Genomic DNA, 18,499 nt, shown 5'->3' on the forward strand with positions numbered 1-18,499 from the left:
TATTTACAAAAATAATTTCCAAGACTATTTTTATTTTAAATAATAAAAACTCCCTTAATTTCTTAAGGGAGTCCTGCAATTGAATCCATATTATCTGTATTAGGGACAGCTTGCGCTATACTCGATGTATTTACATTTTGCCCCATATTTGCTCCTGTTACAGTACCAGCAGGAGTGCCCCTTGTATACGTCGTCGTCACCGAATCTCCCGGCTGTAAACAAAGCTTCGTCTCCGTCCCTATTACTGTAACAACATCAATCCAAGTACACCCCATTGAACCACTATATGATTTCGAAGCAGTAAATGAAGTGTCGCTCAAATTATCACCGGTAAATATATTTCCAGTGTTATTCACAATAACAAACTCTTTTATATGAGCAGGCATAATTACACTCTACCTTTCCTCTATGAACCTAACGTACGTGTACTCGTTGCCAAAGGCGGAAGAAATACTGATGTTCTAATGACCGCTTCTGGCTGCCTTTTTCCATTTAAAAAAATAGCCGCACTCGATCCTCCAGCACCTGCATATACTTTTGCTACAGCTAAAGGTGAGAGATCATAACAGTCACCGACATTAACAGCTCCTGTATTATTAATAATTTTTACTTTACGCAAATTAATCCCCATTTACCCCTCCTCCTTTTTTATACTGTATGCAAAAGAAAAAAACTTGAAACAGACTCGTTTCAAGTTTTTTACAATTAACTATTTCGTTTCACCTTCATATTGAAGCATACCGCCAACCATGTTCACTGTTTTAAACCCTTGTTCATTTAAATAATGACATACATTTTCACTGCGCATTCCTGAACGACAAATAAAGATATATTCATTCTCTTTATTAAAGAAATCTACTTTATGTGGGATATCGCCCATTTTAATATGTACAGCTTCTGGAATCTTTCCTGCCGCTACTTCTTCATCTTCTCTTACATCTACTAAAAATAACGTTTCTCCATTTTCTAAACGCTCTTGTACCTCTTCTGTAGTGATTGTTTTAACTTCTGTCATATGTAGTTCCTCCTTATATACAATAAAACCTTTAGTTTCTTTTTCACAAACATTCTCTACCAATTTTAGCATGCAAAAGAAAGAACGCAAAGAATCGAAAAGCTATTTCTCAATTTTCTCGTAAAACTTATTCTTTACAAACATAACTAGCACATTGTATCCTCAATATACTTGTTTTATGAAAGGAGTCGATTAAAATGACGCTTTTTCTTTTCATTATAGGCATTGTGTTCTTACTCGCTGCAATTATTGTACTTAGTATGAAAAATAATAAAAAGATAAAATCGCCACAAGAAATGTCATTCTTATTTCTATTGCTTAGCATAGCGTTTTTCGGTATAGCAATTGCTACATATATTTTCCGTCTACAAATCATGTGAAAAAAGGTGCCTACTTCAAACACTGCACCTTTTCCCCATCATTTTCCTTCTACACAAAACTAGATACTTTCCGATTCAAAAATTCATAAACTTTCTTTTCGAATAAATGAATATCCAATACTCCTGCCATATGCCCATTTATACTTTCTATCTCATATACTTCCGCATACTTCCCTTGTTTTTGCAAAATATCTACCATTTTATAATTATAACGAGACGGCTGAAGCAAATCTTGTTTACACGGAATCATAAGTACATTCGCTTCTATGTTAGAAAGAGATTCTTCTAGTGAAGAAAACCCATGTGCAATATCATGCAATAAAACTGCCTTCGCAGTATACATCCATGAATTTGCATCTACTAGCTCTATACTTCTATATGTCGCTTTATTTATCTCTTTTTCAAATGATGTTAGTGTAGCAAACTTTTCATAAGGTTCTACCTCTATACTGTTACGAGAAAATGTTCTTTCATAAAAATACTCATCAAAAGCGTTCATAAACATCATTCTATTTGCTAAATGAAGCCCCTTTATCGGCTGCTCTTCTCCATATTTTCCATCTTTCCAATTTGGATCGAGTTGAATTGCCTCAATCGCATTTTGCGCTACGTTTACTGACGTAATAATTGGGTTTTGTGGGTTCGTAATAACGCCAATCATCCGCTCTACCATATGTGGATAGTGAACCGCCCATTGTTGTGCAATCATCCCCCCCGCCGACGGTCCGATTACAGCGTGTAACCTTGAAATTCCCATACCTTTTATTAACTCATATTGTACACGAGCTACATCAAGAAATGTAAAAATCGGAAAATCCATAGCATATTCTTCTCCAGTTTCTGGATTAATTGATTTCGGTCCTGTTGTAATTACATATGGATTCCTCACCTGCACATTACAAAGATTATCCGTACATATAACAAAATACTTATTTGTATCAATTGCTTTTCCAGGTCCAATGAGCCCATTCCACCAACCAGACTCCTCATCATGCACTGTATATTTTCCTGCCGCATGACTTGTTGCACTAAAATAATGACAAACCAAAATCACATTTGACCTTTCTCTATTTAAAGTGCCATATGTCTCGTATCCCATTTGAACAGGAATTTCTCTGCCATTTTCAAACGTAAACCCTTTTAAAACAAACTTCTCCTTTTTTACAATTTGCACAGACTCTCCCTCTCCCCGTTATAGTATGAACTGCTTACTAAAGTTTTTTTTCTATGCAAACTAATCTCCTTCTTCTTTTCATAAATAAATGAATAATATACAAAATTAGCCACAAAATAGCACTATATTACAAGATTAAAGAGGGCGTACATATGATTTGGAATTGGTTACGTAAGAAAAAAAAATCAAATACATCAAAATTAAACGAAACAGATAACCAGGAGCAGCATTCTAACAATCAAGAGGATGATAACAAAGAACAGACTAGAAGTATGAAACATAATAAAGGTAAAAATAACGAGCAAAAAGATTCTTCTCAGAATAAGCAACAAAGTGCTAAACAAGAGGATTCCTCTCAGGATAAGCAACAAAACGCTAAACAAGAGGATTCCTCTCAGGATAAGCAACAAAACGCTAAACAAGGTGATTCGTCTCAGGATAAGCAACAAAACGCTAAACAAGAGGATTCCTCTCAGGATAAGCAGCAAAGTGCTAAACAAGATGACCCTTCTCAGGATAAGCAACAAAACGCTAAACAGGATGATTCCTCTCAAGATAAGCAGCAAAGTGCTAAACAAAATGACCCTTCTCAGGATAAGCAACAAAACGCTAAACAGGATGATTCCTCTCAAGATAGGCAACAAAGTGCTAAACAAGGTGATTCGTTTCAGGATAAGCAACAAAGCGCTAAACAGGATGATTCCTCTCAAGATAGGCAACAAAGTGCTAAACAAGATGATTCCTCTCAAGATAAGCAACAAAGCGCTAAACAGGATGATCCCTCTCAAGATAGGCAACAAAGTGCTAAACAAGATGATTCCTCTCAAGATAAACAACAAAGTGCTAAACAAGGTGATTCGTCTCAAGATAAACAACAAAGTGCTAAACAAGGTGATTCGTCTCAAGATAAACAACAAAACGCTAAGCAAGGTGATTCGTCTCAAGATAAACAACAAAACGCTAAGCAAGATGAACCTTCTCAAAGTAAGCAACAAAGCTCTGGAGGTAATAGTATTTATGACTTTACAAAACCAGAAAAAGATCGTATTCATTCTTTACAAAATTTAATAGAGAAGCTGAAAAAGTCTAGTGATTTTGTAAATTATCATACATCCGACGATGAAACGATGCCTTATTGGATTTCTTACTATCGCCCTTCACTTGATGGAGAAAAATTACAAAAGTATTTAATGCCCACTCTTTTAGAACGACCTAACGCATCACTAGAAGAGCTGAAGGAACATATCCCGATGAGCGGCATTACAATTACGAACGACTTGCAAAAAATTGAGGATATGGTTTTAAAGGGGCATGCGATTATTCAATTGAATCAGCAAGATCAAAAATGTATGCTTGCAAACATTGCAATTGATAATTATCGTGCACCAACCCCTCCTTTAAACGAATCAACTGTTATTGGTCCGCAAGAAGGTTTCGTAGAGGATATTGATACAAACATTAATTTAGTTCGAAAACGTCTTCCTGTTTTAGATTTACAAACAAAAGAAATGATTATCGGCGAGTTTTCCAAAACAAAAGTTGTCATGATGTATTTAGACAACCTTGCTGAAAAAGATAATGTAGATTTTCTAGAAGAGTCATTACGCGCTCTTGAATATGATCAAATTAATGATAGTGCTTATTTACAAGAATTAATGGGTGAAAAATCGATTTTCCCTCTCTATATCAATACAGAACGTACTGATAGAGTTACAAAAGCACTAATTGATGGAAAAATCGCTATTTTTGTTGATGGTTCTCCAAGTGTTTTACTAACACCCGTATCCTATTTTGATTTTTTCATTTCACCAGAAGACTATAATGTCTCCTGGATGTACGCTACATTTTCAAGGATTTTAAGATTAATTGCCGTTCTATTTTCAATTTGCGCTACACCGTTATACGTTGCAGTTTTAAATTATCATTATGAACTTATTCCAAGTGATTTACTTGAAACTTTGATTTTATCAAGGGCACAAGTACCATTCCCACCTTTAATTGAAGCGCTCTTTCTAGAACTCGCAATCGATTTATTAAGAGAAGCCGGGGCGAGGTTACCGATGAAAGTTGGGCAAACGCTCGGTATTGTAGGCGGTATCGTAATCGGACAAGCATCTGTACAAGCTGGGTTAACGAGTAATATTTTATTAATTATCGTTGCACTATCAGCACTCGCTTCCTTTATTACACCTATTTATAAAATGGGTAATGCTGTTCGATTACTACGTTTCCCGTTTCTAGCATTCGCGGAAATAGGGGGGCTTTTCGGTATCTCTCTTGGGTTTATCTTTTTATTTACCCATCTATTTAGACTTACTTCCTTACGTAAACCGTACGCTTTGTTTTATCCGACAAGACAACAATCTGTTAAAGACTCTTGGATTCGTTTCCCGTTAACAATGATCGATACAAGAGATGTACAAGCAAGACCACAACATGTAAAAAAAGCTGCTAAAGGAATTTCAACAAAACATAGATCAGACTTTGATGATTAAGAGATGAGGTGCATTGATGAGTAAAGTTCAAGAAAAATATCAAATATCTCCTATCTTTGTTTTCTTCTTAATTCACGGTGCACAGTTTGGAGCTGGCGTTCTCGGATTTGCTCGAATCACCGCAAAGGCCGCTGGATACGACGGCTGGATAGGCGTTGTAATCACAGGCATCGTTATCCATGTTCTTATGTGGATGATGTATTTTTTATTAAGGGAAACAAACGGGAATTTAATTGATTTACAACGACAAACCTTTGGAAAGTGGATAGGGAACGTCTTTAATATCATCTTTGCAACTTATTTTTTAATCGTCAGTATTTCGGTTATTCGAACATACGTTGAAATTATTCAAGTATGGATGTTCCCAACTGCCTCCACCTTTATGTTAACACTCTTTTTGTGCCTAGTTAGCTATTACATCATTTCTTCTGGATTTCGTGTCATTACAGGCATTTGCGTCATCTCTGTTGGTGGTACACTAGGGTATTTATTTCTAAGCTTATTCGTTTTGAAATACTCACATTGGGAAAATTTATTACCCATTCTCACACATTCTTTTTCAGATATTTTAAAATCCGCTCAACTGTCAATCTACAGTATGACTGGTTTTGAGATTTACCTCATGGTTTATCCATTTGTGAAAAACCCTAAACAATCTCATAAATTTGCTCAATATGGGGCACTATTTTCAAACCTTCTATATTTATTTAGCACTCTTTTAGCCTTTTCGTTTTTTAGTGAAAAACAATTGTTAAAAACGATATGGGCCCAACTTTCTATGACCCAAGTTGTTCAATTACCATTCATAGAAAGGCTAGAATATATCGCAATTTCAGCTTATGCCCTCGTTATCATTACAAGTTTTATTCTACCTTTGTGGGCGGCAACGAGAGCAACGCACGAAATATTCCGTGTAAAACAAAGAGGTGTTTTAATCGCTTTTATGTTTATCACCCTCATTGTTTCACAACTTCTAACAAACAGACACGATATTAATAATTTTATTAGTAATGCATCAAAAGGAAGCTTTTGGCTCATTTATGTATACATCCCAATTCTATTTATTATTGTGTGGGTGAAAAGAAAATGGAAAAAATCAAAAGAAAATTAATACTTATCTCTTGTATAGCACTCTTTAGTCTAACTGGATGTTTACAAAAAAATATTATCGATGACGTACACCTTATCCAAGGAACTGTCTTCGATGTAGCAAAAGATAATAAAATAAAGGTAACATTTGTTTGTCCTATTCAGCAAAAAGGAAACAAAGTTCAAGTTTTTGAAGGAACAGCAAATGCGGTAAAACAAGTAAAAGCTGACACATCTTTAGAGTCTTCTCAACCATTTGCTAGCGGGCAAATGCGGGTTGCTCTATTTACCACCCGAATTGCTAAGAAAGGAATGGTTGCTTCCTTCGATACATTAATTCGTGATGTAAACATCGGGAATGCCTTATATGTTGCTTTACTTGAAGGTAATGGTACTGAACTTTTAAAAGGAAAGTACACGACTTCATCCAACGTTGCAATTTATATAAAAAAAATGCTAGAACATAATATGGAGACCGGTCCTTTACCAACAGATAATCTGCATATAGGAGCATTCCGTTATTATCAAGAAGGGCAAGACTACTATATTCCAATTTTAAAGAAACATGGTGATAAAATAAAAATAACGGGAATTGGTCTTTTTAAAAAGGATAAATATGTTGGTAAAATTGCAGAAAAAGATATGTTTATATTCAAAGGACTTTTAGAAAAACATAAGTTAGATTCACATGAATTTAAAGCAGATCCTGGGTACGTAATGATTAATAATATTCGTTCTATTCCAACATACGATATAAAAATAAAAAATGGTAAGCCTTCCTTTTCCATTCATGTTAAACTTGAGGCTCGTATTCAAGAAGTATCGAAACAGATTAACTTAGAGAATGCTAAGAATACAAAAAAGATTGAGAAGGTCGTTCAAAAACAATTGGAGACACAAGGTAAGAAATTAATTAAGCATTTTAAATCTCTAGATGTCGACCCTCTTGGGCTAGGAGCTAAATATAAGCAACATTATCGCCCATTCAAATTAGAAGAGTGGAAACAAATTTACAAAGATGTTCCCGTTACTATAAAATATACCGTAGACATTACAAATTCTGGTGTAATTGAATGAGAAATGATTGAACTCCTCTCTCCAGCATGATACAACGGAGAGAGGAGTTTTTATTTTAGATAGAGAGAGAAGATATTTATGGGGGAGCTTATGTCTAAAAAATTAGTAAAGCCTATTTTAAATGGTATTTTATTTCTCGCCGTCTTTTTATTTGCTCATACATACTTAAAAAATGTTTCCTTCACACGTTATTTACTTGTCGTTATACCAATGTTACTCGTTGGTATATTCGGTATTGATCTTATTTTATCTATTTTAATTAAGAAAGAAGAATAACGAGCGAACATCTTATTTCTATAAGATGTTCTTTTCATTTCATAATCACCTTATGTTACAATAAACTTCGGCATAACGTAAGAAAGGATGAAACAACATGACAAACGAAAAAGGTTTAGATAAAGGATATGAACTTGTTGCAAAAATGCATGAAGTATTCGGACATCCTGTAACAAATACTCCAACAAAATTAACAGAAGAGCGTGCAAAAATCCGTGCAAGTTTTATGCAGGAAGAACTAGAAGAATTTCTTGAGGCAACGACTGTTGAAGATCAATACGATGCACTGATTGACCTTATTTACTTTGCATTCGGAACGTTTGCAGAAATGGGCGTACGTCCAGATAAAGGATTCGAAATTGTAAACAACGCCAACATGGCAAAACTATTCCCTGATGGGAAGCCTCGATTCCGTGAAGGCGACGGTAAGATTCTAAAGCCAGAAGGCTGGCAAGCACCGGAACCACAACTTCGTGCTGAAATTGAACGTCAGCGCCAAGAAGCTGAAAAAAACTGCTAGGATTTCCTAGCAGTTTTTTATTATGTCTTTTTTCTGTTGGCTTGTTAATGACCCACGTGTCCCGCGTGCCCTGCTGCTCCACTAATGCTAGCCGCTCCTGCCGCTGCTCCTGCTGCTCCCGCTCCAATTCCACCTGTCCAAGGAGAAGATTGTTGTTGTTGATATTGCTGATATTGTTGGTGTTGGTGCTGTTGACTATGCTGTCCTTGATGACCGTGGTGACCTTGTTGGCCTTGATGGTGATGATGTCCATGATGACCTTGTTGGCCTTGGTGGTGATGATGTCCATGATGACCTTGGTGCGTTTGATAAAGAACAGCTTGCGGATGAATGTGGTGGTGTCCATGGTGATGTACTTGTTGTTGGTGATGACCATGATGGCCGTGTTGACCTTGATGGTGGTGATGACCATGATGGCCGTGTTGACCTTGATGGTGGTGATGTCCATGATGGCCGTGTTGACCTTGGTGGTGGTGATGTCCATGATGGCCGTGTTGACCTTGGTGATGATGGTGTCCATGATGGCCATGTTGACCTTGATGGTGGTGATGTCCATGATGACCGTGAACAACTTGCGGATACGCACCTATTCCTCCAGCTACAACACCTATTCCTGGTACCGGAAATCCTGTCTGCACTCCTCCAACGAAAGAAGGAAATGTAGTTGGTGCTCCTACTGGAATTCCTGTCTGTACACCAGCTACTGATGTTGGAAATCCACCTGTTATTGTAGGCATTCCAGCCCCTGATGTCGAAAAGCCTCCCATTGATGTAGGCATTTCAGTTTGCATGCCAGCTACCGATGTTGGAAATCCACCCGCGCCTCCACCCATCCAGCTCGGAATTCCACCGTATCCTTGTTGTCCTCCTCCCATTAACATCATTTGTTCATAACTATCCGATCCACCCCCGACGAAACCATGTGGTGCATTATTGTCCATCCCTTTCATTCCTTTCACCTCTTCTACTCAATTTAGCCTACCTTTTTTATCATATTTCCTATAGAAGAATAGGTGTTTGTCTGCACTAGAATTCCGCTTCTTTTTCTTCATTCATGATAAAATTAATTAACTGAATATTTTTTCTAGGAGGTATGTATATTGAAGAATGTAACAAAGGCTTCTATCAATGATTTAGATTCAATCGTCCATATAGATATTGACGTAATTGGAAACGATAGTAGACGAAATTATATTAAGCACACTATCCGTGAAGGCAGATGCATCATTGTAAAAGAAGAAAATTCTATCTCTGGCTTTCTAACATACGATACAAATTTCTTTGGTTGTACTTTCCTCTCATTAATCATTGTTTCACCAACTAAAAGAAGGCAAGGCTATGCAAGCTCGTTAATCTCATATATGTTAAGTCATTCTCCTACTCAAAAAATATTTTCTTCAACGAACGAATCGAATGAAAGTATGCAGAAAGTATTTAACTCGAATGGTTTTATACATAGCGGAATAGTTGAAAACTTAGATGAAGGTGACCCTGAGATTATTTTCTATACAAAAAAGCTCAGAGCATAAACGCTCTGAGCTTTTATTTAGAATGAATTAGTTTGCAACAACGTTAACAAGTTTTCCAGGAACAACAATTACTTTACGAACCGTTTTCCCTTCAATTTGGTCTTGAATTGCTTCAAGTGCAAGTTGTTCCATTTCTTCTTTTGATGCGTCTTTACTCATTGTTAGTTTTGCGCGAACTTTACCCATAACTTGAACAACGATTTCAACTTCATCTTCTACAAGTTTAGACTCATCAAATGTTGGCCAGCTTGCATATGTGATTGTTTCATTGTATCCAAGCTTGCTCCATAGCTCTTCCCCGATATGAGGTGCAACTGGTGCAATCATTTTTACGAAACCTTCTACATATTCTCTTGGAAGTGTTTCAGCTTTGTATGCATCGTTGATGAATACCATCATTTGAGAAATCGCTGTGTTGAAGCGAAGCTCTGCATAGTCTTCTGTTACTTTCTTCACTGTTTGGTGGTAAGCTTTTTCAAGCTCTTTATTTGGTGCGTCAGTAATTTTCTCACTTAATTCACCGTTATCTTGAACGAATAGACGCCATACGCGGTCTAGGAAACGACGAGCTCCGTCAAGACCATTTTCAGACCAAGCAATTGAAGCATCTAATGGACCCATGAACATTTCGTATAGACGAAGTGTATCTGCACCGTGGCTTGCTACGATATCATCAGGATTTACAACGTTACCTTTTGATTTACTCATTTTCTCGTTGTTTTCACCTAGAATCATACCTTGGTTGAATAATTGTTGGAACGGTTCTTTCGTTGGAACTACACCGATATCGTATAATACTTTATGCCAGAAACGAGCATATAGTAAGTGAAGTACAGCGTGCTCCGCTCCGCCGATATAAATATCAACTGGAAGCCATTGTTTTACTTTTTCAGGATCTACAAGTGCTTCGCTATTGTTTGGATCGATGTAACGTAGGTAATACCAACAGCTACCAGCCCATTGCGGCATTGTATTTGTTTCACGACGACCTTTTTTACCAGTCTCAGGATCAACAACATTTACCCACTCGTCAATGTTGGCAAGTGGTGATTCACCTGTACCTGAAGGACGGATGTTTTCTGTTTTCGGAAGAACTAATGGTAATTCCTCTTCTTTCACAGCTGTCATTGTACCATCTTCCCAGTGAATTACTGGAATTGGCTCACCCCAGTAACGTTGACGGCTGAATAACCAGTCACGTAGACGGTACGTTACTTTTTGATTTCCTGCGCTCGTTACTTCAAGCCATTCAATCATTTTTGCGATTGCTTCTTCTTTATTTAAACCATCAAGGAATGCTGAGTTTACGTGTGCACCATCACCTGTGTACACTTCTTTCGTAATATCTCCGCCTTTTACAACTTCCTTCATTGGAAGATTAAATACTGATGCGAATTCATAGTCACGCTCATCGTGAGCTGGAACTGCCATTACAGCACCTGTTCCGTAAGTTGCAAGAACATAGTCAGCAATCCAGATTGGTAATTTCTCACCGTTTACTGGGTTAACTGCGTAAGCACCAGTGAATACACCAGTTTTTTCTTTCGCAAGTTCTGTACGCTCTAGATCACTCTTCATTTTTACAGCGTTAATGTAAGCTTCTACCGCTTCTTTTTGTTCTGCTGTTGTGATTTCTGCAACAAGTGCATGTTCTGGAGCTAGTACACAGTATGTTGCACCAAATAATGTATCAGGGCGTGTTGTGAAAACTGTGAATTTCTCGTCTGTACCATCGATGTTGAAGTGTACTTCTGCACCTTCAGAACGACCGATCCAGTTACGTTGCATATCTTTTAAGCTTTCAGGCCAATCAAGCTCATCTAGATCTTCTAATAGACGATCTCCGTAAGCTGTAATTTTTAACATCCACTGTCTCATCGGACGACGCTCAACTGGATGTCCACCACGCTCACTCTTACCGTCAATGATTTCTTCGTTTGCAAGTACTGTACCAAGTGCTGGGCACCAGTTTACAGGTACTTCATCAACGTAAGCTAAGCCTTTTTCAAATAGTTTTAGGAAGATCCATTGCGTCCACTTATAGTAATTTGGATCTGTTGTATTTACTTCACGATCCCAATCGTAAGAGAAACCTAATGATTTAATTTGGTTACGGAACGTATTAATATTATGCTCTGTAAATTCAGCTGGGCTGTTTCCAGTATCAAGTGCATATTGCTCTGCTGGAAGACCGAATGCATCCCATCCCATTGGATGAAGAACGTTATATCCTTGCATACGCTTCATACGAGATAAAATATCTGTCGCTGTATAACCTTCTGGATGTCCTACGTGTAGGCCTGCACCTGATGGATATGGGAACATATCTAGTGCATAAAATTTTGGTTTTTCTGTCTCATCTGGCGTACGGAATGTTTTATTTTCTTCCCAGTACCCTTGCCACTTCTTCTCAATTTCTTGATGATTAAAGCTCATGAGATACCCTCCTTGAAATTATATTTATTTTCACCGCCCAAAATACAAAAAACCTCTCATCCCTAGAAAGGGACGAGAGGTTGTAGATTCCCGCGGTACCACCCTAAATTAATGTACAAATGTACATTCGCTTAGATCCGTAACGTGGATTAACGGCAATTGCTACTATTAATTTCACAACTGCAACTCAAAGGCGAGTTCATAACGAAACGTGGATTGACTTGCACCGACCGTCAACTCTCTAAACCAGCTTCTATTACTACTACTCCTTCTCACTGTTATTACACATATAAGTTACGTGAACTATCCTTCACCTAGTATCTCTTAAGAGCTTACTAAAGCGAGGACTTCTCGGTTAATCGTTACTCTTCATAACTAACGAATTCATCTTAAGACAGCCGAGCTATCTCCCTTGTTCTAAAGGTTGTTTTATTTAAATATATTCTAAAACATGTGAACATGTTCCGTCAAACTAAACTGCAATTTTTTCTTCAACTGTTTCTTCTACTTTTACTCGTTTATCATAAATACTTGTTGCTACAAGCGCTACTACAAGCATTACCATGATTGCTATAAACAATACTTCCATATTGTATAAATCAACAATTGCTCCGCCAACGACCGGTCCGAACATTTTCCCTACAGTCGCCGCACTATTTACGACCCCTTGATAAAATCCTAATTTATCTTTTGGTGCAAGTATATTTGCAATCGTTGGAACCGCAGGCCATACAAATAACTCACCAATTGTTAATGTTACCATCGCAACGAGGAACATCGTAAATTGCTGCGCTTGACTTAACACAATGAATGACGCCGCAAAAATGAAAATTCCAATCATAATTTGCTGTTTTAAGGAACGCTTCATCCAGCGAATTAACATACTAACAAGTGGCTGCGCACAAACGATCATTGCTCCGTTTATCGTCCATAATAAACTATAATGACGAAGACTAATGTTTAATTCCTGCATATGTGTTGCAATTGCACCTTGCCACTGTACGTATGTAACCCAGCATAAAGCATATGCTACACACACGATAAGAAGTGCTTTAAATCCAGGTGTAAGTGACCAACCTTTTTTCATTTCGACTTCTTTTTGTACTCCTGGCTCCTTCTTGTCCTCCATACCACGGAATCCAATAAAAGCAATTAAGAAGAAAACAAAGTATAAAATAAAGTTCGCTAAGAAAATATAATCAAAACGATACGAAGCAACTAATCCACCACACGCTGTTCCAATCGCAATACCAACGTTTTGTCCAACATACATCGCATTAAATGCTCGTCTTCCGCCCTCTGGCCAAACTGTACCGACCATCGCATACATCGATGGGAAGACCATTCCAGAACCGAAGCCGATTAACGCTAGCCACACAACGTATAACGGCCAACCGTGGAAGAACACAAGACCTAAAATTGATACAAGTGTAATCACAATCCCTACTAAAGTTGATTTATAACCGCCCCATTTATCAAATAAAACACCGCCGAGCAAGTTTCCGATTACACCGGTAAGCGAGTTGATCATTAATACCATTCCGGCCACAGATAAAGATTTTCCTAGGTGATCATGCAAATAAATTGTATTAAAAGGCCATAAAAAAGAAGCACCCGTGACATTAATAATCATCCCAGCTACTAATAGCCATACTTTCCTTGGCATAGCTTCCCCTCCTATTCTATTTTTTTCGTTCATATATAACAGTAAAATTGTAGTCGTTTTTAAATAGGAAGGCAACTGATTAATAGTTGATGAAATTCAGATAATAGTTCGTCGGTAAATGAATTTATATTGGTTGCTTCTTGGATTATATCAGCGATTATTAGAATATATCGGCGCAACTACAAATATATCAGCGATTATTAAAATATATCGACTTACCGACAAAAAACGACAACAGTAACAATATATAAAAGGGTAGACTGCATGAAATTTTCATGCAGTCTACCCTTATTTGTACTATCCAACTTCCTTTTCTCGCTTCACACGTTCTTTAGCACTCCATTTAAACACCTTATCTAGTAGCGAGTATATTCTCCCAGATTCTTTCGTTAACAAAGGTCCTAACGATGCTAATATTAAAACATACAAAGCTGAGAACGGTTTAATCGCTGCCATTAAGCCACCCGCAATTCCAATATTCGCGACGATAATAGAAAATTCTCCGCGTGATACAAGCGTTAAACCGATATTCGTAGAAGCCTTATGCGATAACCCAGCTTTACGCCCCGCAACCATTCCAGCAGTAAAATTACCGATAAGAGTAATGAAAACTGCTCCTAATGCCAACCACACTGCTCCGCCAAGTGAAAATGGGTCTATACTTAAACCGAAGCTGAAAAAGAATATAGCTCCAAAGAAATCACGAAACGGAACAACAAGCTGTTCAATTCGATCACTATGCTCTGTTTCAGAAAAGACGAGCCCCAATAATAATGCTCCAATCGCCTCCGCAACATGAATCGTTTCTGAAAATCCTGCTACAAAGAACAAAATAGCAAATATTACGATAATAAAAATTTCATTGGACGAAATATCTAACATTTTATTTAAAAATCGTGTAGCTTTTCTAGCAACTACAAAGAATAGTAGCATATACCCTACTGCGATTAAAATAGATGTAAGAGCACCTACAAATGACGTTGCCCCTCCGAGTACTAATCCTGAAACGACTGATAAATATACCGCTAAAAAGATATCATCAAACATAATGATTCCTAAAATTAGCTCCGTCTCTTTATTACCAGATCTTCTTAAATCAACAATTACTTTCGCAACAATTGCACTCGATGAAATTGTTATAATCCCAGCAATAATTAATGTTTCTAATAAGGGGAAACCCATTATATATCCGTAAAGTAAACCTAATATAAAATTAAGCGATATATGAACAGTTCCCCCAAAAGCAATTGATTTTCCTGATTTAATTAATTTTTTAATTGAGAATTCTAAACCTAAGTAAAATAGGAGGAATATGACGCCAACACGGCCGAGGAAGGAAATAACTTCTCCACTTTCAATAAATCTTAAATCGATAAGCCCTAAATCTGGGGCATGAGGCCCCACTAGCATACCGAGTATAATAAGAAACGGGATAATCGAGAACTTTAACTTTGCAGCAAGAATAGCTGCAAAAGCGACTAATACTAACGCAGTTCCAACTTCAAAGATTAAAGTATCCATCGATTATGAATCCCCTCCTACTGAAAGCAACTCATTAATAATTCTTTTCACTTCATGTCTTTCACCTGATAATACGAGCATATCGCCAGCTTCAATGATAGAATCTGGGCCTGGATTAAAGAACTTCTTCATATTCTTTTTCAAAATGGCAATAATCGTTACGTTATATGTGTTTCGAACATGTAAACTACCAATTGTTTTTTGTACAACTGGTGCATTATTTTCCACCTTAAACCACTCAATTGATAATCCCTCAAAAGCCATTTCAATCGTATCTAAAGCTTGTGGTCTATATACCATTCCGCCCAATATAGCTGCAATTTGTCTCGCTTCAGAATCACGAAGAGAGACGCTTGAAATACTCTCTTCATGATCAGTATCAAAATGGTACATTTCTCTTCGGCCATCATCATGAATAACGATAACCATCTTTTCATTACCTTTTGTAATCACTTCAAACTTACATCCAATACCCGGCAGTTCACTCTCTCTAATATTCATATTTTCCGCCTCCTAATTTTTTAGTTACGGCTTTTATAAATCGACATCAATCTCCGTTTTAAAGCTCTCATCCTTTGAGATCCCTAAATACTTTAGTGTCTCTGATGGAGTCGCGTGATGAAAATGTTTTTGCAATAGCGCAATCGCTATCCCTCTTTTGTAAGCATGAAATCCGAACGTTTTTCGCATTGAATTCGTTCCGATTTTACCAACAACTCCAACTGCTTCTGCAGCATTATGAATTACACGATACGCTTGTTGGCGCGTAATTGAATTTGGCGTTTTATTAGATTGAAATACGTAATTTTCTCTTTTAACGCCAATAGATTGTACGTAATCTAAAAGCGCTTCTTTTACTTTTGTATTTAAATAAATATCTTGTTTAAATTTTTCATCTTTCACAGGAAGAGCATAAAACTCTTTAACAGTCCCGTCTTCATTTAATACATCTTCAAATTTCATGCTAAGTAATTCTGTAATTTTTAATCCTGTGTTAATTCCAATAACAAATAAAAGATAATCTCGCTGGGAGTGCTCTTTTAAATATTTTTTCATAGCCTCAATTTGGCTTATATCTTTTAATGCCTCTACAACTTCCATACATGTATTCTCCTCATCTTATGAACGGTAATTTTCTCATTATGTTGTCCATTTTACCTTATCATGCTATGAGATTTCCATGTGTTATCCATTATTTTCACAATATACTCAGGTGGTTCTGAAAACTTTCAATGTGGAAACTTACGATTGTATAAATACGTTGCGGTAAAAAAATGTGGGGGTAAAAGTTCAGCTTTTTTCTACAGATTGGATTCCTCCTTTCCTTATCCAGCTGCTCCTACTTTTATATTACGTTACTTATTTACATTATATTATACATTTCAGTAACATTAAAGTGTTTTTTCTGAAAATAATAAAAACCGAGCGTTTTTGCTCGGTTTTTATTATTAATCTTCTTTCGGAAGAACAATTCCTTTATACAATTGAACTGTAATGAAGTAATAAATCGCATAAATAACTACGAAAATTACGATTGGTACCCAAATACGGAAGTACGGATCGATTAAAATAAATCCGAAAATATTCATACCAACTAATACGTGAGCGATACCCACAATTGCTGGGAATAAGAATACTAAGAATAACTCTTTATAAATTGATTTCGTTAATAACTCACGGCGCACACCGATTTTACGAAGCATTTGATAACGCGTAATATCTTTTGATGCACCAGAAAGAATTTTAAACATAAGGCAGCTTGCCATCATTGCTAAGAACGCAATTCCAAGGAAGAATCCCATAAATACTGTTCCACTCGCAATGCCATAGAACCCACTATAAGCTTGATATTTACTATCCATTTGTTCAGCTTTTACATTTTTATATTTATCTAGCTGCAACTCGTCAAGTTTTTTCCATTCTTTTTTATATGTTAAAAAATCATCTGTTTTTCCGATAAATGCTATACCATCTTTACCATTTATCCCATCGTACATTTTTTGATCTACAATTTTAATTGCATGATCATTGTATAAATAATATGGATGGATTGTACTAAAAGCATCTATCCATTCCACTGAAAGTTCTTTAGTGTTCGCATCTTTTTGATTCATCTCTCTAGAAACTGCACCTACCGGTAGTTCCTCTGAAACTTTTTTCGTATTTACTAAATCCTTCATAGACTTCATCTTTGCCATATCTTTTACTAAAGGACGATTTTTCTCTAAATCTTCTTTTACATAGTAAACGTATTTATCATCAACTTTGTAACGATATTCGCTTTTCTCTTTAAATGTAATACCGTCTAAAACTTTCTTTTCTTCAGCTGTTGGATTATGAACTACTGAATCATATATTACTAAACCATCTACCATTTTTATAACGTTATTTTTAAACGCCATACCGCCCGAAATTGCACCAGCTCCAAGCGCAACTAACATTGCCACTGTTGCAAGCACTTTCGTTAAACTATTAATTCGGAAGTTTAATTGTGCAAATGTAAAAGCGTTAAGTCCTTTTTCACTACGCTTTTTATTACTCTTTAATTTTTTAATAATAACCGGGAGAAGTGAACTAAATAGCATATAAGTACCAGTTGTTGTCGTAATTAATGCAATAAGGATTCCCATCTCTTTTAGTTTTTCCATATAGATCATAGATGCATAACCTATACCTAATAAAAGAACAGCAAGGAATGCCACTACAACTGTCTTTTTACCTTTTACTGCAACACGCTCTGTTTGCGCATCTGCATGTACTAATTGCAATACAGAAATACGTGACAATTTAATACTGTTCATAATTGCTGATAATACAAATAGTGCAAAGAAGAAGATGCAAGTAACAGTCATAGATGGTAGATAAAATGCTTTATACCCTTCACCAGCAAATTCAAGCTGTTTCATTAATAACTGTCCAATACCTTCTGCAAGTCCTACTCCAACTGCAATCCCGATTGCAAGAGACGCAGCACCTAATACGATTGTTTCAATAAACATAAGTAATGTAACTTTATGTTTTTTCGCACCTAACATCATATACATACCGAACTCTTTTTGACGAAGAGATAATAAGAAAGAGTTTGCATATAAAATGTAGAAGAACGTTATAATTGCTAATAAAAATGATCCTGCTTGGAATACGAATCCAATAGATTTAATCACTGAATTAGATTCTAAAAATGCTTTATTCAGTGCTAACGTTTGGAACATGTAAAAAATTGAAATCGACATGACAAGACCGACAAGTAAGACGATATAATCTTTCAGCTTACTTTTCAGCCCCGACATGGAAAGTTTAAATAACATACTGGAACCTCCT

At 36.5% G+C, this 18,499-nt stretch carries 18 protein-coding genes and 1 other annotated feature; of the genes, 7 read left to right on the forward strand and 11 right to left on the reverse strand.

All coding sequences use genetic code 11. From position 1 onward, the window contains the following. Window positions 1-62: 62 nt before the first annotated feature. From MHB52_RS24435 to MHB52_RS24445, 3 genes are all read right to left on the reverse strand, one after another. Window positions 63-386 carry a hypothetical protein gene (locus tag MHB52_RS24435; RefSeq protein ID WP_001110848.1) on the reverse strand — a complete coding sequence of 108 codons (324 nt, stop codon included), beginning with the start codon at window positions 384-386 and terminating at the stop codon, window positions 63-65. A 20-nt stretch (window positions 387-406) separates the two neighbouring features. Further along, window positions 407-631 (reverse strand): spore germination protein, encoded by a 225-nt coding sequence (locus tag MHB52_RS24440; RefSeq protein WP_000512465.1) that lies wholly within the window; start codon window positions 629-631, stop codon window positions 407-409. Window positions 632-709: 78 nt separating this feature from the next. Continuing rightward, a complete protein-coding gene (locus MHB52_RS24445; RefSeq protein WP_000141207.1) occupies window positions 710-1,015 on the reverse strand; it encodes a rhodanese-like domain-containing protein in 306 nt (101 codons plus the stop codon). A 197-nt stretch (window positions 1,016-1,212) separates the two neighbouring features. Between MHB52_RS24445 and MHB52_RS24450 the strand changes: the two genes are divergently transcribed. Continuing rightward, window positions 1,213-1,395: a hypothetical protein gene (locus MHB52_RS24450; RefSeq protein WP_000171881.1), complete on the forward strand. Its 183-nt coding sequence runs from the start codon at window positions 1,213-1,215 to the stop codon at window positions 1,393-1,395. Between the two features lie 49 nt (window positions 1,396-1,444). On the opposite strand, the gene MHB52_RS24455 is transcribed toward MHB52_RS24450, so the two are convergent. Beyond that, window positions 1,445-2,569: an alpha/beta fold hydrolase gene (locus MHB52_RS24455; RefSeq protein ID WP_061664578.1), complete on the reverse strand. Its 1,125-nt coding sequence runs from the start codon at window positions 2,567-2,569 to the stop codon at window positions 1,445-1,447. Between the two features lie 152 nt (window positions 2,570-2,721). Between MHB52_RS24455 and MHB52_RS24460 the strand changes: the two genes are divergently transcribed. The 5 genes from MHB52_RS24460 (at window position 2,722) to MHB52_RS24480 (ending at window position 8,026) form a co-directional block, all read left to right on the forward strand. Then, entirely contained in the window at window positions 2,722-5,064 is a 2,343-nt protein-coding gene (locus tag MHB52_RS24460) for a spore germination protein (RefSeq protein ID WP_080451716.1), read from the forward strand. 16 nt (window positions 5,065-5,080) lie between these two features. Further along, the gene (locus tag MHB52_RS24465) at window positions 5,081-6,175 is read left to right on the forward strand and encodes a spore germination protein (RefSeq protein ID WP_061664577.1); all 1,095 of its coding nucleotides are present in this window, start codon (window positions 5,081-5,083) and stop codon (window positions 6,173-6,175) included. Then, window positions 6,151-7,230 carry a Ger(x)C family spore germination protein gene (locus MHB52_RS24470; protein ID WP_061664575.1) on the forward strand — a complete coding sequence of 360 codons (1,080 nt, stop codon included), beginning with the start codon at window positions 6,151-6,153 and terminating at the stop codon, window positions 7,228-7,230. Before MHB52_RS24465 ends, MHB52_RS24470 begins: the two co-directional genes overlap by 25 nt. A gap of 90 nt (window positions 7,231-7,320) precedes the next feature. After that, window positions 7,321-7,506 carry a hypothetical protein gene (locus MHB52_RS24475; RefSeq protein WP_000038775.1) on the forward strand — a complete coding sequence of 62 codons (186 nt, stop codon included), beginning with the start codon at window positions 7,321-7,323 and terminating at the stop codon, window positions 7,504-7,506. Between the two features lie 97 nt (window positions 7,507-7,603). Then, on the forward strand, window positions 7,604-8,026 hold the full coding sequence (locus tag MHB52_RS24480) for a hypothetical protein (RefSeq protein ID WP_000180554.1): 423 nt from the start codon (window positions 7,604-7,606) through the stop codon (window positions 8,024-8,026). Between the two features lie 44 nt (window positions 8,027-8,070). Here the strand turns inward: MHB52_RS24480 and MHB52_RS24485 are convergent, their stop codons facing one another. Next, the gene (locus MHB52_RS24485) at window positions 8,071-8,976 is read right to left on the reverse strand and encodes a hypothetical protein (RefSeq protein WP_061664573.1); all 906 of its coding nucleotides are present in this window, start codon (window positions 8,974-8,976) and stop codon (window positions 8,071-8,073) included. 150 nt (window positions 8,977-9,126) lie between these two features. Between MHB52_RS24485 and MHB52_RS24490 the strand changes: the two genes are divergently transcribed. After that, window positions 9,127-9,555: a GNAT family N-acetyltransferase gene (locus MHB52_RS24490; RefSeq protein ID WP_000800324.1), complete on the forward strand. Its 429-nt coding sequence runs from the start codon at window positions 9,127-9,129 to the stop codon at window positions 9,553-9,555. A 27-nt stretch (window positions 9,556-9,582) separates the two neighbouring features. On the opposite strand, the gene leuS is transcribed toward MHB52_RS24490, so the two are convergent. The 6 genes from leuS to MHB52_RS24520 all read right to left on the reverse strand — a co-directional run bounded on the left by leuS (window position 9,583) and on the right by MHB52_RS24520 (window position 18,486). After that, window positions 9,583-11,991 (reverse strand): leucine--tRNA ligase, encoded by a 2,409-nt coding sequence (gene leuS / locus MHB52_RS24495; RefSeq protein ID WP_000009466.1) that lies wholly within the window; start codon window positions 11,989-11,991, stop codon window positions 9,583-9,585. A gap of 65 nt (window positions 11,992-12,056) precedes the next feature. Next, window positions 12,057-12,276: a binding site (T-box leader), on the reverse strand. A gap of 187 nt (window positions 12,277-12,463) precedes the next feature. Beyond that, complete coding sequence (locus MHB52_RS24500; protein WP_001137555.1) at window positions 12,464-13,657, reverse strand: MDR family MFS transporter; 1,194 nt, start codon at window positions 13,655-13,657, stop codon at window positions 12,464-12,466. 297 nt (window positions 13,658-13,954) lie between these two features. Further along, window positions 13,955-15,178: a cation:proton antiporter gene (locus MHB52_RS24505; protein ID WP_000380174.1), complete on the reverse strand. Its 1,224-nt coding sequence runs from the start codon at window positions 15,176-15,178 to the stop codon at window positions 13,955-13,957. 3 nt (window positions 15,179-15,181) lie between these two features. Beyond that, window positions 15,182-15,679 carry a cation:proton antiporter regulatory subunit gene (locus MHB52_RS24510; RefSeq protein ID WP_001026056.1) on the reverse strand — a complete coding sequence of 166 codons (498 nt, stop codon included), beginning with the start codon at window positions 15,677-15,679 and terminating at the stop codon, window positions 15,182-15,184. Window positions 15,680-15,712: 33 nt separating this feature from the next. Next, the gene (locus MHB52_RS24515) at window positions 15,713-16,279 is read right to left on the reverse strand and encodes a tyrosine-type recombinase/integrase (RefSeq protein WP_000454205.1); all 567 of its coding nucleotides are present in this window, start codon (window positions 16,277-16,279) and stop codon (window positions 15,713-15,715) included. Window positions 16,280-16,626: 347 nt separating this feature from the next. Then, a complete protein-coding gene (locus MHB52_RS24520; RefSeq protein ID WP_061664571.1) occupies window positions 16,627-18,486 on the reverse strand; it encodes an FtsX-like permease family protein in 1,860 nt (619 codons plus the stop codon). Window positions 18,487-18,499: the final 13 nt, after the last annotated feature.

It is taken from the genome of Bacillus sp. FSL K6-0073 (genome assembly GCF_038006085.1).
Taxonomy (GTDB): Bacteria; Bacillota; Bacilli; order Bacillales; family Bacillaceae_G; genus Bacillus_A; species Bacillus_A cereus.

Coding starts and splice junctions, on each gene's coding strand:
- MHB52_RS24515 (WP_000454205.1), bottom strand. CDS start 16,279: ATGGAAGTTGTAGAGGCATTAAAAGATATAAGCCAAATTGAGGCTATG.
- MHB52_RS24460 (WP_080451716.1), top strand. CDS start 2,722: ATGATTTGGAATTGGTTACGTAAGAAAAAAAAATCAAATACATCAAAA.
- MHB52_RS24510 (WP_001026056.1), bottom strand. CDS start 15,679: ATGAATATTAGAGAGAGTGAACTGCCGGGTATTGGATGTAAGTTTGAA.
- MHB52_RS24450 (WP_000171881.1), top strand. CDS start 1,213: ATGACGCTTTTTCTTTTCATTATAGGCATTGTGTTCTTACTCGCTGCA.
- leuS (WP_000009466.1), bottom strand. CDS start 11,991: ATGAGCTTTAATCATCAAGAAATTGAGAAGAAGTGGCAAGGGTACTGG.
- MHB52_RS24500 (WP_001137555.1), bottom strand. CDS start 13,657: ATGCCAAGGAAAGTATGGCTATTAGTAGCTGGGATGATTATTAATGTC.
- MHB52_RS24475 (WP_000038775.1), top strand. CDS start 7,321: ATGTCTAAAAAATTAGTAAAGCCTATTTTAAATGGTATTTTATTTCTC.
- MHB52_RS24505 (WP_000380174.1), bottom strand. CDS start 15,178: ATGGATACTTTAATCTTTGAAGTTGGAACTGCGTTAGTATTAGTCGCT.
- MHB52_RS24445 (WP_000141207.1), bottom strand. CDS start 1,015: ATGACAGAAGTTAAAACAATCACTACAGAAGAGGTACAAGAGCGTTTA.
- MHB52_RS24485 (WP_061664573.1), bottom strand. CDS start 8,976: ATGAAAGGGATGGACAATAATGCACCACATGGTTTCGTCGGGGGTGGA.
- MHB52_RS24465 (WP_061664577.1), top strand. CDS start 5,081: ATGAGTAAAGTTCAAGAAAAATATCAAATATCTCCTATCTTTGTTTTC.
- MHB52_RS24480 (WP_000180554.1), top strand. CDS start 7,604: ATGACAAACGAAAAAGGTTTAGATAAAGGATATGAACTTGTTGCAAAA.
- MHB52_RS24520 (WP_061664571.1), bottom strand. CDS start 18,486: ATGTTATTTAAACTTTCCATGTCGGGGCTGAAAAGTAAGCTGAAAGAT.
- MHB52_RS24470 (WP_061664575.1), top strand. CDS start 6,151: ATGGAAAAAATCAAAAGAAAATTAATACTTATCTCTTGTATAGCACTC.
- MHB52_RS24435 (WP_001110848.1), bottom strand. CDS start 386: ATGCCTGCTCATATAAAAGAGTTTGTTATTGTGAATAACACTGGAAAT.
- MHB52_RS24440 (WP_000512465.1), bottom strand. CDS start 631: ATGGGGATTAATTTGCGTAAAGTAAAAATTATTAATAATACAGGAGCT.